Source organism: Weissella muntiaci (assembly GCF_008107635.1).
GTDB classification, from domain to species: Bacteria; Bacillota; Bacilli; order Lactobacillales; family Lactobacillaceae; genus Weissella; species Weissella muntiaci.
Genome location: NZ_SDGZ01000027.1, coordinates 1 through 14815 on the forward strand (window position 1 = coordinate 1; position 14815 = coordinate 14815).

Genomic DNA, 14815 nt, shown 5'->3' on the forward strand with positions numbered 1-14815 from the left:
AACTTACGGGGTTCACATCACGTCTTGGGAGGGTTCTTTTCACAATGTAGACCAAATCAGAAAGTTTTTAAAATAATCCAAGTGAGATCGATAGTCCAGCTATTATTTCCATTACAAAAATTATTAATCCAGAGACAATAATTTTGTTGCAAACGGCAATGACATAATCGTCATGCCATTTAGGATCGTGCCGTCTTTTAAAATAAAAGCCGAATGTATGTTTAGCCATGATGTGTCCCCATAAAAACTTTTTTTATATTCATCTATTAGGTTAGCATATTCAAGCTTCTTAAACAGATTTACTTTGGATTTTATAACAAGATTATTCATCACAGGGATTGAATTATAGGATAATTCCATTATTTTAATTAGTTTTATCTTGATGTAGAATATTTATATTAAGTTTAATTGAATAGAGGTTGGGTATCATGGACGATGTCGATGTAACAGCTAAAGAAAAACGCAGAAAGATTATGTTGATTGATTCAAAGAGCTTTTACGCTAGTGTTGAAAGTGTTTCGCTTGGGTTGAATCCATTGAAGTCATTGTTAGTAGTGATGAGCCAACAAGAGAATACTAATGGAGGCTTGGTATTGGCAGCGTCTCCCAGGGCTAAGAGCGAGCTTGGTGTAAAGAATGTTATGCGGCAGCGTGATCTACCTAAGGATCCCAGATTGATCATAGTTAATCCGCGTATGAACTATTATATTGCCATGAACAAGAAAGTTAATGATATTTTTCGTCAATACGTGGCAGAAGAAGACTTACAGCTTTATTCAATTGATGAATCGATTCTTGACCTTACAAACAGTTGGGAATATTTACGGATAAAATTTGGTGCTGATTTAACCATGCACAAACTTGCCAGGATTATTCAATTGCATGTAAAGCGCGAGCTTGGTCTTTACTTAACAGTAGGTATTGGGGACACAGCCGCAATGGCAAAAATGGCTTTAGATATTGAATCGAAGCATAACCATTCTCTGATAGGTGAATGGAGTTTTGAGACCATACCAGATAAGCTTTGGCCCATTGAAGATCTTGATGAGGTATGGAGTATTGGCCGTCGCACAGCCAAGAAGTTACGGCAGTTCGGTATTTTATCAATGGGCGACCTTGCTAGGACTAATCCATTCTATTTGAAAAGCAAGTTAGGTATTAGAGGAGAAGAGCTATATGCTTTGGCCTGGGGTGTAGATCGTAGTGTTATTGCGAAGAAATATCACGTTAAAGAGGGTAACATTTCTAATAGTCAGGTTTTACCAAGAGATTATGATAAGGCTTTAGAAATTAAGAACGTTATTCGTGAAATTGGGGAGCAAGTTGCCTCACGATTGAGAGCAAAGCACAAAAACGCGGGTGTTGTTTCGTTATACGTAGGATCCTCATACGCTAGTTCCGAAAACGGACACAAAGGGTTCAGCGCACAAATGGCAATACAGCCAACCAATAAGTCACAGCCAATCGTACAGGCGTTATGGCAGATATTTGACACACATTATGATGACGCTGTCGTTCGTAACCTTGGAGTATCGGCTGGAAAACTATCGGACGACGGAGTAGAACAAATGGATTTGTTTACTCCAGTGCAAAAACAAGTAGAAAACTCTACTTTAGAAAGAACAATCGACGCAATCAGAAATAAGTACGGGGTTACATCGTTAGTTAAGTTATCGTCACTAAGTAACGGAGGGACCATGATTCAACGTGCCGGCTTGGTTGGTGGTCATAATGGCGGGAATGCTTATGGATAATGAAGAAGATTATAGGCAGGTCGCAAAAGATTATTTCGAAAAATACTACGTAGATCGAGGTATGGTCAAATGGAACGGTTACTATCTGTCTGATCATACCGAAAGTGCTGGTAAACATTCAGCAGAAGAAGCACACAAGCGCAACCAAGTAGCCATGCCGGAAATGACACTTGAAGAAGTTACAGCAATTATTTTTAAAGCATACGCACATAATACTGAAATCAGGATTCAAGAACGCCGAAAGTCAAAAGACGGCTTTAATAGCAGTATTGTTAGTGGAAAAGTTAAGGGTTTTGATGATACGTATATTTATATTGCAGATCGGAAATTTGAACTCGATAATATATTATGGTGTGAGATGTAAGGGTAATAATAGGTAGAAAAAACAATAAAAACGTGTAGATAAGTTCAAGGAACGTCTACACGTTTTTAATTGTTTAAAAGAATAAGGTTTATAAATAGGGATTTATTCGTGCATAATCTATTACTGGAGCTATACCGAAGAACAATTAGAACTTCGAGTTCGGATTACAAAATGGTTGATCCACAAGATAATAGATCGTTTGATGTAGGTTAAGCTTAGAGCTTGTGCATAGAAAATTGAATATATTGTGGATCACTCCAAAAATAATTTTAGGAGTTATTGTAAATTATGAGAATCGTCATGGGTGTTGATATTAGTAAGGATAAGTTGAATTTATGCTTATTAGGTGCTGACGGGGAGATCCTTGATGAGCGAAAAATAACAAATGATTTAGTTGGTTTTGAAATAGTCACCGGATTATATAACGAATATAAACCAGAGATCATTTTTGAAGCTACTGGGGTGTATTCAAAACGTTTTCAATATTTTTTGGAGCTAAACAATCTATCGTATATATGTATAAATCCACTGAAAGCAAAGAAAGAGATGGATACATTACGAGTAACGAAGAATGATCGAATCGATTCAAAAAAACTAGCCTTATTGCAACTACGTAGACAATATTCTTTTACTAAGTTGGAAGAGAAAATATACCTAGAATTGAGGAGAAGATACCGTTTTTATCAAACTATTACAGATGATTCTGTATCGGCGCAGAATAGATTACATAAAGTATTGCAGGAAACATTTTCTGAGATCGATAAATTATTTGCAGGTAATGAACTGAATCTGTATCGAATTCTTGAAGTATTTCCGCATGCTGAATTAGTTACAATTCAAGATGTTAATGCTATTGCTACAAGTATCAGTAAGGTTATGAACAAGAGACCAGAACAAGTCTTGCAACGGGCTGAAAAACTTAAACATCTAGCAAGTAAGACGGCAGTCAGTGTAGCGGTTGATTCGTATGCTTTAGAAGAGGTGAGATATTGGGCTAATAGAATCTTACAATTGGCTCAAATGAAGCAAGCTATGTTAGACGAAATGTATCAAGTCGCCGAATCACTAGATGAAGTAAAGGTATTAGAATCTATACCTGGTATTGGACTGGCTGGGACGTTAGGTTTGGTGGCCGAACTTGGAGATATTAAGCGATTTAGTAGACCCCAAAAGATAAACGCATTTTTAGGGCTTGATATACGTTTTAATGATTCAGGACAATTGACAACACGCGGATTCATAACCAAAAGGGGAAATTCTGCTGCCCGAAAGTTATTATATAGGGTCACGTTAAGCATAATTGCCACATCGAGAGCCGGAAATAATACTAGTGTGTCTGATTGGTATAATAGAAGATCAAAGAATGAGACACACGGTAAGAAAAAGATAATAGTAGGAGCAATGGATAGAACTCTGAGATTAATACATCACTTAGTCAGTGAAAACGAGTTATATTCAGTTAGTTAAAAGTTATATATTCAGAGTTATATATGGTTAAACCTGACTTAAGTGTCGGTTTTTTTGTTGTACAATCGAATGTGAAATGTTTAGCTAATTGTTATTGACTTCTTGCAGAAAATTGTTGGTCGTGTTGGCCGTGATGTGCATTATCCTAGCGGTCGTGCGTGGGCTTTTGCAGGTGAGCGAAGTTGGTCGTTTTTATTTGTCTGTCAGGAAATCAAACGGATTAATCGATATGGTCAAACAAAATTGTGAATTGTGCGCTTCTGAGTTGATTTGGGATTGGCAACTATTGGATTTTTTTAATTTTAAGGTTCGTCTGCGAGAATTAATTTGTAGCACCTGTAGAATGGCTTTTGAAAAGTTGACGGGTCCTTTTTGTCAGTATTGTAGTAGAGCGATCATGGCTGATGAAGTGATTTGTTTTGATTGCTTTACCTGGCAAAAGCAGATAGGTGGACTATTCAAAAACCAAGCTTTGTATACCTATAACAGTATGATGCGCAATTTCCTTGCTCTCTATAAATTCCGTAGTGGCTATCACCTTAGAGCGTTGTTTAAGCAGGAACTGGAGGAGACGATTATAAGATTGCAAACGGATTTAATTGTTCCCATTCCAATTAGTTCACAAACTAAACGAGAACGAGGTTTTAATCAAGTAACCGCCCTAATTGATGGTCTAGAAGTTTCAGAATTGTTGCGTTGCAAACCAGCCAAGGAGCGACAAGTACAAAAAAGTCGCACGGAGCGACTAAAATCTTCACAACCATTTTTTATAGTTAAAGATGTAAAGAAAACCGTTTCAGATAAGACCATTTGCTTGGTTGATGACGTGTATACGACTGGGACGACTTTGCGTCATGCTGCGGGGGTATTAATGGCAGCAGGTGCTAAATCTGTTTGTACAGTGACACTAGCTCGTTAAGATTTATTGAAGGTAATGAAAACACTTTCAAGAATTGGAAAAGTAGCTTATAATAGTAGTTACAAAAGGAAGCAGATGGTACTTTTGAAACCTAACATTTGTTAGTCATACTTGATTAGCTTGTTGGGAAAAAATATGACAGGAGAGAGTATTATGCTAGAATTTAAGGTACGCGGAGAAAATATTGAGATCACTGATGCAATCAATGATTATGTGGTTAAGCGTTTATCACGCTTGGATCGTTATTTGAACGACGATGCTAATTACATCGCTCGAGTAAATGTACGTTCATACAAAGAACGCACTTTTAAAATCGAGGTAACCATCCAATTACCTTACCTTTTGTTACGGGCCGAGGATACACAGGAAGATTTGTATCAAGCAATTGATTTCGTTCTTGAAAAGTTGCAACGTCAAATCCGTAAGCACAAGACAAAGGTTAACCGCAAGTCACGAGAAAAGGGCTTCAAGGGAATTGAAGAAGTCGCCTTCCCTGACTTGGAAGATGATGCACCTGATGAGACTGAGGAGAGCTTGGCAATCGTGCGAACTAAGCATATTGCGCTAAAGCCAATGGATGCCGAAGAAGCCGTTTTGCAGATGGAGCTTCTGGGGCACAACTTCTTTATCTTTGAGGAAGCTGAAAGCGGTTTGACTGAAGTTGTCTACAAGCGTCGCGATGGTAAGTACGCTTTGCTTGATACGACGGCTGAATAAAATTAAATACTTTGTAAAGGCTAAACACAGACAGTGTTTAGCCTTTTTGTTAAGGTCGAATTGAATTTCTGGGTGCAGATGCCTTTGAGGAAATTCTTAATGTATAATGGGATTTATTACATATAACAGTGAGGAAAATAATGGTTAAGTCAAAGTTTTTATCAAATCAACAATATATAACAAAGCTTAGTGAGATTGTTCAAGAAACAGAAGCCGCTGGTGAACGTGTGGCACCGTTCTTTGAAAAGTTGGCACAAGCAATTGCTGATGATGCAGTTGCAGCAATGCCATCAGCAGAGTTTAAAGAAATTGCAGTAGAATTTGATGATGTTGTCGAAGTTTATCAAGTAGCAACGAAAAAACTTAGTGCGCTAAAAGCACCTGCTCGTATGATCGGTGGGCACACTGTCTTGAATAAGACTTTCGCGCAATATACAGATGCTACAGAGGTGATGGCACAAGCTTTGGACGTTTCAGGCCAGAAGATCGATATGGTTGCGTTTAATCAATCAGAAGAAGATCAAGACGCTTTGATGACAAAGTTCTATAGCCAAGTACAACGTTTGATGAGTACAGGAGTTTAAATCATGGTAGAAGTCAATCAAGCATTGCTGATTGATATAACAGCAAGTCTTGCAAGTGAGCTGGCGTTACCAGTTAAATCGGTTGAGGCCACCAGGACGATGCTGGACGAGGGCAATACGGTTCCTTTTATTGCACGATATCGAAAAGAAGCAACAGGGAATTTGGATGAGGTTCAGATTCGGGACATTCAAGTAGCAACTAAGCGTTTAACAGAGCTTGAGGCACGCAAACAGACTGTTTATCGGGCAATCGATGAGCAAAAGGTAATGACGCCGGCCTTATTAAAGGGGCTAGTTGCAGCGAATGATTTGCAAACAGTGGAAGATATTTACCTTCCCTATAAGCAAAAGCGCCGGACCAAGGCAACGGTTGCAAAAGAAGGTGGTCTAATGGGCTTGGCGAACTTTATTCAACGCTTTCCAACAACTGATATTAGCGTAGAAGCAGAGAAGTATTTGAATCCAGATGCTGAAATCAATGATGCTACAACAGCATTAGCCGGAGTGCATGAGATTTTTGCTGAAGTAATCGGTGAAAACGCTGGGTTACGTGATTGGGTTCGGAAATTCACGCGTAATAATGGTCGCTTGGTATCTAAGCAAAAACGTGGCGCCACCGATAAAGATCCCCAAGAGGTTTTCCGTTTGTACTACGATTTCAGTCAGACGATTAAGAATGTGGCTAATCATCAAATTCTGGCGATAAATCGTGGTGAAAAAGAAGGTGTGCTATCTGGTTCCGTGGAAGTTGACTCAGATGCTATTGAACGTTATTTGAAGATGCGTTTGGTTGGTTCAAAGAGTGGTCAGGCGGCAGATATTCTAATTCACGCGGCGAATGATGCTTATAAGCGCTTTATTGGACCCGCTATTGAACGCGAACTTCGAAAAGAGCTTTTGGAGCGGGCAGAGGCAGACGCAATTAAGGTTTTTGGTAAGAATTTGTATCATTTACTAATGGCTGCTCCATTACGCGGACGGGTTGTGCTAGGTTTTGATCCAGGTATTCGAACTGGTTCAAAGTTAGCGGTTGTTGATCCTAATGGAAAGTTTTTGGCAAAAGCAACGATCTATCCACATAAAGCACAGAAATATGATCCAAAGGCGGCTAAGGCCAAGATTATTGAATTAGTTAAGCAATATCAAGTTTCTTTGGTCGCGATTGGTAATGGAACTGCTTCACGGGAATCACAGCAGTTTATTGCAGATATCATTAAAAGTGACTTACCTACTTTAAATTATGTAGTTGTTAACGAGTCAGGAGCATCAGTATACTCTGCTTCAGACGTAGCTCGGGCAGAGTTTCCTGAATTGCAGGTTGAACAACGGTCGGCGATTTCAATTGCGCGTCGTTTGCAAGATCCAATGGCAGAATTGATTAAGATTGACCCACAAGCAGTTGGAGTTGGTCAATATCAACATGATCTGCCAGTTAAGGAGTTGAGTACTGAGCTTGATGCCGTGCTTGAATCAGCAGTTAATCAAGTTGGAGTTAATCTAAACACAGCTTCACCACAGTTACTTAGTCATATTGCTGGCTTAACAAAGACGACGGCCAATAATATTGTGCTTTATCGTGATGAGAACGGTCAATTTACCTCACGAGTGGAGCTAAAGAAGGTTGCTAAATTAGGGCCGAAGGCTTATGAACAGGCAGCTGGATTCTTACGGATTCCAGACGGGAAAAATCCATTGGATAATACGGATATTCACCCCGAATCGTATAAAATTGCTCAGGCACTTTTGGCAGAAACTGATGACGACGCCCAGGCTTTACGAGCATTGGCTAATCAAGCTAAGGCGACTGAACTTGGGATTGGCTTGCCAACTTTAACGGATATTATCCAGTCATTAATTAATCCGGGTCGTGATTTGCGTGATGATGCACCAGAAGCAATTTTAAGATCTGACGTGTTAACCGTTGCAGACTTAAAGCCTGGAATGCAATTGCAAGGGACGGTCCGTAATGTGGTCGATTTTGGCGCCTTTGTTGATATTGGTGTTCATGAGGATGGGTTAGTTCATATTTCAAAAATGGTTGCTCCGCAACGTGATAAAAAGCAACGCCGAGTCACGGTTGATCCACATACGATATTGGCAGTTGGCGATATTATTACTGTCTGGGTCAGCGAGGTTGATTCACAAAGAGGGCGGATCGGTCTTAGTATGCTAGCACCACAAGATTGATTTGCAATAAGTTAACTTACCGATTGGATAGGCTAGTCGTAAGTTGACTTTTTCTTTTATAAAATCATTAATTGTCAAATGGATTTTTATTTGATAAAATGTAAGTCGTACTGTTAAAGCGGATGTGGCGGAATTGGCAGACGCGCAGGACTAAGGATCCTGTGGTAGAAATACCGTGTGGGTTCGACCCCCATCGTCCGCATAAGACAGAGACCTACGGGTTACATGTTAGAGATTAGATTGGCAAAACCAATCTAATCTCTTTTTGTTTGTTGACAACCTATGAGAAACAATGTAGAATATATTTTGTTAGTTGATAAAACACATGGAGATATACCCAAGTCTGGCTGAAGGGAACGGTCTTGAAAACCGTCAGGTCGGGAAACCGGCGCGTGGGTTCGAATCCCTCTATCTCCTTTTTATTATCGCGGGTTGGAGCAGTCTGGTAGCTCGTCGGGCCCATAACCCGAAGGTCGTAGGTTCAAATCCTACACCCGCAATCGAAAAAAGCTATACCATTTGGTATAGCTTTTTGTTTTGTCTTTTAAAATTAAACTTGGCTGAGGCTGGCTAAACTAGCTAAGATAATTTCAGTATTATTGCGGGTTTCGTGCCAACCTAATAGTCGTTTGGCCTTCTCATTTGAAACTTGTCGATTCAGCTTAATTAAGAGTAGCGCTTCTTGCGCTGAATTATTGAAAGGCGCCGCAATTTTGAGGGCGAATGTCGGTAGCTTTTTTAGTTTCATTTTAGTGTTAGATTGTTGCTTAATTATTTGGGCAATTTCCATGAAGGTTATTTCGCCAGTGGCTGACGCAATGAAACGTTGGTTGGTAGCAGCTGGATTTTCCATTGCTAGGAGATGTAGCTTTGCGACATCGCGGACATCGACAACGTTTAAGGCAATATCAGGAATTCTTTTCATTGTGCTATTTTGAAGATTCTTTATAATGTTGAAACTGCCGGAAAAATGGTGATTGAGAGATGGACCGAACATTGCGACGGGATTAATCGTCGTAAAATTCAATTGATGCTTTTTGGCGTAATCCCATGCGGCGCGTTCAGCCAATAGTTTTGACTTTTCATAGGGAGAAAGTCCTTTTTGGTTGGCGTCGGTCCAATCAGCCTCAGTAATAAGCTTAGTTTTATCGAAGGAACTAAAACCGATGGCACCATAATTTGAAGTCATAACGATTTTTTCTACATGGGCAGCCTTGGCGAATCTCAATAAACGTAAAGTGCCGGCTTTTGAAATTTCAGTCATTTCATTAGCAGGCTCTTTTTGAAAGAAGACTGGCGAAGCGACGCTTAGAAAATAATTGACGCCATCGAAGGCCTTAGCCCATTGTTCATCGGCGAGAATGTCGGCGATGAAAAACGTTAAGTGATCGAGATTATCGATACCATGTTCACTCAAGGTTTTAATTAAATCGGCACGACCTGCTGCACTACGAACTGAAGTTCGAACTGTGTAGCCGGCTTGGAGAAGCTGGAGAACGATATGACTACCTAAAAATCCGTTTCCACCAGTGACCAAAACAGTTTTACTCATATGAAATACCTCAATCAATTTATTTATTGACTAAATGATAAAGCCTAGAGTATGCTCTAATGCAAGAGGAAATATTATGTATTATAAAACAAAGCAATTTGCTGAGAAGTTGGGCGTTTCACCTTACACGGTGCGTTACTATGATAAGGAAGGGTTGTTACCATTTGTCATTCGCGATGCGCATGGTTATCGTGTTTTTACAGATGCAGATATCAATATCTTTACGACGGTTTTATGTTTAAAAAACACTAATATGCCTTTGAAGGAGATAAAGACGTATATTGGCTTAGTTAAAGAGGGGGCGGCAACAGTTGAGCAACGAAGAGTGATGCTGATTGAACATCAAAAAACGGTTATTCAACAGCAAGCCTTGATCGAAACAAGTTTAATTGAGATTCAAAATAAAATCGATAAATATAGTAGTGTAGATGCTGGGAAACAAATTCAGTCAGAAATGGCTTTTGTTAATAATGAGAAAATGATGGCCTTGCAGGAATACGGACTGTGATTGATAGGGAATGTCGTAAGTTGATGGCGGATTCTGGTGATATATAAGCTTTCGTAAGGAGTTTTGTGATCTGCTTGGGTATCGCTTTTTTTTTTGGTATGCTTGTTATATTGATTAAAGCTGGTTGAACCCAGAGGAGTAATATATGAAGCAAGTAGGTCGTATTAAATATATCTGGACGCTGCTCATAGCAATCATCTTTGCAGTTGGGGCAGGTCTAAGTTTACCCATATTTCTAAATTCAATGGCGTTGATAAATTTTGATTGGCAATACACAAAAATTAGTATATTTGCGATTGTCGCATTATTGACACTATGGTTTGATTATCAATTATTTCGTGCGGCCGAAGGTCAACGAAAGCGTTTTGGAAGCTCAAGTTTACTATTAGCATTAAGTGTCCAAACATTGTGGTTGGTGGCAGTTGGCTATCTGTTATTGGTGAAGACTAGCAATCAAGCAATTCTGTTGACGATGACGGTACCATTTTACTTAGTTGGAGTAGCTGGTTTGATAATTAGCTTAATTGTGATGAAGCAACAAGATCACGTAATTAATGTTGGTACTGCGCAAAAGCGTTCGCTGTTCCGGTGGAATATTATTATTAGCTTGTTTTTCATCTATGCCCTGCTATTTTTTGGGCTAACGGCCAATTGGATGACTGGAATTACGATTGCAGTATCAGTTGGGTTAATTATTGATCCAGCTTGGGCAGCGTACTATTCGGGCGCTAAGCGACAGATGATTCTCAATCGGTTGACGCGTAAGGGCGTTGTGCTCAGCGAAGAACGTGATGTACTACCGATGTTGCGTGATGTGAAAAATATTGTCATTGAGAAATCAGGGCTTCTGACGACACCAGGGGTTATGATTCGAACAATTCAAAGTTATGATGATCGTTATTCTGATTTTGATATTTTGGGAATTGCAACGGGTCTAGCCACTGATATTAGAACAAATGACTATCAGTCGCCATTGGCGGTCGCAATTAAGGCGTATGCCGATGCAAAGGGTGTCTTTCCCAGTAAGGTTTCTGAACCACGCTATCTTCCAGAAATTGGAATTGAGGGTGTTATCAATAATGGACGTTATGCATTCGTTTCGGCGACATATGCGCAAGAACATTATGGAATTAATGAACGGCATTTTGGTCAAATTAATGCGCTTGGAAACTCAGTGAGTTATGTCGTTGAGGGTGAGCGTGTGATCGGGGTGGTTGCCTTTCATGCACCAGCTACGTATTCAATAATGAGTCTTGACCGGTTCTTCCTAGAACGTTCAATTAAATTGCATGTAATCTCGGCCGACACCAGGGGTTCAGTTGAAGAAGTCACGCAGATTATGAATTCAGTAGTTGAAGCCGAAGCTAATCTAAAACCAGCTGACAAAATTGCTAAGCAACAAGCCATATTAGATGAGCCAAATACAATCTTGATAACTAATCAGGAACCAAGTGCTACTCTAAACGCAGATTTAGTAATTGCTGTTGGTGACCGACCAAAACAAGCAGATATTAAAATTTGGGCGATTGAGGACTTGGTGGCGTTGTGGGAAGCGAGTGGTCAGTTGGCATATGCTGATTCACGAACAATGACTACCGTGGCAATTTTAAAGTTACTGCTATTGGTTCTAGCTTCAGGATTAGGGATGTTCTTAGTGAGCTGGCTGTTTATTGCACCAATTATTGCTGTGGGCATTCGACTAATTGTAACTTTACTGTTGAAGTTTATTGCAAAGAAACAGACAAACAAGTAGGTTTTGTATAGAATGTGAAAAATGTCGTTAGGACGGTAAAAAGCCGTTCTGACGGCATTTTTATCAATAATCGAGCCTGTGTATAAGTTGACATAAAGCTATTTTAAGCCTAAAATAAAATCTGTGTTAATAAGCGCAAAATTTATAAAATATATTTCATGATGACATGAGAATGACAGGAGCAAAATGATGGACATTTCATTTGTAATTCTGCTGTTGCTTGTCGCAATCGTAATCGGTGTGGTTATGGGATCGTTAGTAACGAAAGTTCGAACGAACCATGCTTTACAGCAGGCCCACCAAACTGCTTCGGATATCACGAGTCAAGCTGCATTAGAAGCTGAGCAGAACAAGAAAACTGCTTTAGTGGAAGCACGTGACGAAAGCCAACGTTATCAAGATCGTATCGAGCGGGAGTTGCAAGAACGCCGCGGCGAGGTGAAAGCCTCAGAAGATCGCTTGGTAAGTCGTGAATCTGTCCTAGACCGGAAGGATGCTTCATTGCAAAAGCGTGAAGAAGTTATTTCGGATAAGGAAAGTAAACTTGATCAGCAACGCCAAAGTGTTGCTGATTTGCAAAAAAATGCTGAAAAATTAGTTGCTGATCGTGAAGCTACTTTAACTGAGGTTGCGGGGATGACCCAAGACGAAGCTCAGGAGCTAATTTTGACGGAGACAAAGGAATCATTGCTCAAGGAGCGAGCTATGATTATCAAGGAGAGTGAAGAACAGGCAAGTGCAGAAGCTGAAAAGCGTGCGAAGAATCTTGTTGTTCAAGCAATCCAACGTTCTGCGGCAGATATGGTTGCTGAAACTACTGTATCGGTCGTTACTTTGCCTAATGATGACATGAAGGGCCGTATTATCGGTCGTGAAGGTCGTAATATTCGAGCAATCGAAACGGTCACTGGAATTGATTTGATTATTGATGATACTCCAGAAGCGGTTGTTTTGAGTGGCTTTGATCCTGTCCGGCGTGAAATTGCTAAGAATGCCCTAGAGAAGTTAATTGCTGATGGACGAATTCATCCCGCTCGAATTGAAGAGATGGTGGATAAGGCTCGTAAAGAAATGGATGAGCATATTCGTGAAGTTGGTGAGCAAACTGTATTTGATCTGGGAATTCACAATTTGCATCCTGATCTAATTAAGACTATTGGACGAATGAATTATCGAACGAGTTATGGCCAAAATGTTTTGGTCCACTCAATTGAAGTCGCTAAACTAACCGGCATGTTGGCTGCCGAGTTGGGCGAAGATGTTACGCTTGCCAAGCGCGCAGGATTATTACACGATATTGGAAAAGCGATTGACCATGAAGTTGATGGTTCGCATATCGAACTTGGAGTTGAGTTAGCAACCAAGTATGGTGAGCGACCTGTTATCATCAACACAATTGCATCGCATCACGGGGATGTTGAACCTGAATCAGTAATTGCGGTACTTGTTGCTGCAGCTGATTCGATTTCAGCAGCTCGTCCAGGGGCTCGATCAGAGTCGCTAGAGAACTATGTACAGCGCCTCCAGCAATTAGAAGCGATTGCAAATGAATTCAACGGAGTTGAAAAGTCCTTTGCAATTCAAGCGGGTCGTGAAGTGCGGGTTATTGTTGAGCCAGCGGCGGTTTCTGATTTGGAAGCGACCGTTGTGGCACGCGATATTAAGAACCAAATTGAACATGATCTTGATTATCCGGGCCATATTAAGGTGACGGTAATTAGAGAGTCGCGTTCAGTTGAATATGCGAAATAATATAATTGAGTTGGGATGGCTGTGGCTGTTCCAACTTTTTTATTACGTGTCGATGCAAATCTTCGTTCACAATTAGGCTGAAAACTCGGTACTTTAGTGCCGAGATGAAAGCCACCCAAAGATCGTAGGTCAATTTCTAGTAGTTAACGTTTCTTCTTATCGTATCTAGCCAAACTAGCTTCAGAACGCTGGCTTTCAATATAATTTTCTACAACTGATTTTGACATTTCTCTTAGTGTTCCAATGTAATAACTTAGTGACCACAGATGCCCACCCCATAACAGTTTCTTTGTTTCTAGATGAGCTGTGAACCAAAGTTTTGCACTGGAACCTTTTAGTGTTTGTACTATTTCGGAAGATGCATACTTTGGCTTAAAAGAAACAAGTAAATGAACGTGATCTGGCATAACTTCCATTTTTTGAATTTCAATATCGTGTTCATTTGCTAAATACGATAATGCATCTTTCATATCTCGAACTAACTTTGGATTAACAAAAATTGGTCTACGATATTTTGTAACCCAAACAATATGGAAGTTAAAATTGTATACATAGCCACGTTCATGAACAATCATAGTAAATCCACCTCATGATATAATTAGCTAATTATATATCAGAAGGAGCTTACTAAATGAAATTGTCTAAAACAACTACATCAGTATACGTAAGGCGATTTCGTTTAGTTGAAACTCCAGAATTAACTGACTATCATCAACAAAGTATTAATGTTCAAAATGAATTATGGGATTTTGCTAACAAGTATCTTGAGGCAACCTACGGTTACAAACATTTAAATCGTAAATTTGTAGCAACCGTTATCCAGAAACGTTATATTTTGAATGCTATTAAAGTTAAGTTTGCTCAACATAAAGGATTGCTAAAATGGAGTCCTAAACTTGGCTTACATTCGCAAGCTGCCGATGAACTATTAAAAACAATGCTTACTAATTTTGGACAATATCGGCGAGTTTTGTATAAAGCTTCTTTAATGACAATTGACGAAAAATTAGCATATAAAAACAATGAACATAGTAATAATCGCCAAAATCGTTCTTGGTATCGTAAAGGTTCATTGAATTTCTTACGTAACAGAGCATCATTCAAGACAGTTTCATTACCAAGTAACGGTCAAATTGAAATAAAATCAGCACACCATATCAAAATTCAAGGATTTGGTATTGTTCAAGTTGTTGAAAACATTAAGAACCTCAAAGGCTCTAAGATTGTCATTTCAAAAGTGAAACGTAAAAATAATGAA

At 39.5% G+C, this 14815-nt stretch carries 13 protein-coding genes, 3 tRNA genes and 1 pseudogene; 14 read left to right on the forward strand and 3 right to left on the reverse strand.

The annotated features are described in order from the left end of the window. Positions 1-67: 67 nt before the first annotated feature. Positions 68-229, reverse strand: a complete 162-nt coding sequence (locus tag ESZ50_RS11775; RefSeq protein ID WP_187387629.1) for a hypothetical protein — start codon at positions 227-229, stop codon at positions 68-70. Between the two features lie 199 nt (positions 230-428). Here ESZ50_RS11775 and ESZ50_RS10730 point away from each other — a divergent pair, with 199 nt between their 5' ends. The 10 genes from ESZ50_RS10730 (at position 429) to ESZ50_RS10775 (ending at position 8492) form a co-directional block, all read left to right on the forward strand. Next, positions 429-1754 (forward strand): Y-family DNA polymerase, encoded by a 1326-nt coding sequence (locus ESZ50_RS10730; protein ID WP_148623844.1) that lies wholly within the window; start codon positions 429-431, stop codon positions 1752-1754. Next, positions 1747-2118 (forward strand): hypothetical protein, encoded by a 372-nt coding sequence (locus ESZ50_RS10735; protein WP_148623846.1) that lies wholly within the window; start codon positions 1747-1749, stop codon positions 2116-2118. The genes ESZ50_RS10730 and ESZ50_RS10735 overlap by 8 nt, the downstream gene beginning before the upstream one ends. 300 nt (positions 2119-2418) lie before the next feature. Beyond that, positions 2419-3585, forward strand: a complete 1167-nt coding sequence (locus ESZ50_RS10740; protein WP_187387630.1) for an IS110 family RNA-guided transposase — start codon at positions 2419-2421, stop codon at positions 3583-3585. Between the two features lie 172 nt (positions 3586-3757). Beyond that, the gene (locus ESZ50_RS10745) at positions 3758-4504 is read left to right on the forward strand and encodes a ComF family protein (protein ID WP_187387631.1); all 747 of its coding nucleotides are present in this window, start codon (positions 3758-3760) and stop codon (positions 4502-4504) included. A gap of 153 nt (positions 4505-4657) precedes the next feature. After that, positions 4658-5221, forward strand: coding sequence for a ribosome hibernation-promoting factor, HPF/YfiA family (hpf, locus tag ESZ50_RS10750; protein ID WP_148623852.1), 564 nt, complete (start codon positions 4658-4660; stop codon positions 5219-5221). Positions 5222-5361: 140 nt separating this feature from the next. Then, positions 5362-5805 carry a hypothetical protein gene (locus tag ESZ50_RS10755; RefSeq protein WP_148623854.1) on the forward strand — a complete coding sequence of 148 codons (444 nt, stop codon included), beginning with the start codon at positions 5362-5364 and terminating at the stop codon, positions 5803-5805. Between the two features lie 3 nt (positions 5806-5808). Beyond that, entirely contained in the window at positions 5809-7992 is a 2184-nt protein-coding gene (locus tag ESZ50_RS10760) for a Tex family protein (protein ID WP_148623856.1), read from the forward strand. 118 nt (positions 7993-8110) lie between these two features. Then, positions 8111-8194: transfer RNA gene (locus ESZ50_RS10765), tRNA-Leu, on the forward strand. Between the two features lie 125 nt (positions 8195-8319). Continuing rightward, a tRNA-Ser gene (locus ESZ50_RS10770) sits at positions 8320-8409 on the forward strand. Between the two features lie 9 nt (positions 8410-8418). Beyond that, positions 8419-8492: transfer RNA gene (locus ESZ50_RS10775), tRNA-Met, on the forward strand. Positions 8493-8542: 50 nt separating this feature from the next. Here ESZ50_RS10775 and ESZ50_RS10780 read toward each other — a convergent pair. Then, positions 8543-9544, reverse strand: a complete 1002-nt coding sequence (locus tag ESZ50_RS10780; RefSeq protein ID WP_148623858.1) for an NAD-dependent epimerase/dehydratase family protein — start codon at positions 9542-9544, stop codon at positions 8543-8545. A 76-nt stretch (positions 9545-9620) separates the two neighbouring features. Here ESZ50_RS10780 and ESZ50_RS10785 point away from each other — a divergent pair, with 76 nt between their 5' ends. The 3 genes from ESZ50_RS10785 to rny all read left to right on the forward strand — a co-directional run bounded on the left by ESZ50_RS10785 (position 9621) and on the right by rny (position 13557). Then, entirely contained in the window at positions 9621-10052 is a 432-nt protein-coding gene (locus tag ESZ50_RS10785; RefSeq protein WP_187387632.1) for a MerR family transcriptional regulator, read from the forward strand. 145 nt (positions 10053-10197) lie between these two features. Next, positions 10198-11805: an HAD family hydrolase gene (locus ESZ50_RS10790; RefSeq protein ID WP_148623861.1), complete on the forward strand. Its 1608-nt coding sequence runs from the start codon at positions 10198-10200 to the stop codon at positions 11803-11805. A 189-nt stretch (positions 11806-11994) separates the two neighbouring features. After that, positions 11995-13557, forward strand: a complete 1563-nt coding sequence (rny, locus tag ESZ50_RS10795; protein WP_148623863.1) for a ribonuclease Y — start codon at positions 11995-11997, stop codon at positions 13555-13557. A 143-nt stretch (positions 13558-13700) separates the two neighbouring features. Here rny and tnpA read toward each other — a convergent pair whose 3' ends face one another. Further along, the gene (tnpA, locus tag ESZ50_RS10800; RefSeq protein WP_148623865.1) at positions 13701-14132 is read right to left on the reverse strand and encodes an IS200/IS605 family transposase; all 432 of its coding nucleotides are present in this window, start codon (positions 14130-14132) and stop codon (positions 13701-13703) included. Between the two features lie 56 nt (positions 14133-14188). On the opposite strand from tnpA, the pseudogene ESZ50_RS10805 reads away from it, so the two are divergent. Beyond that, positions 14189-14815, forward strand: a pseudogene (locus ESZ50_RS10805) (RNA-guided endonuclease TnpB family protein); the annotation flags it as partial.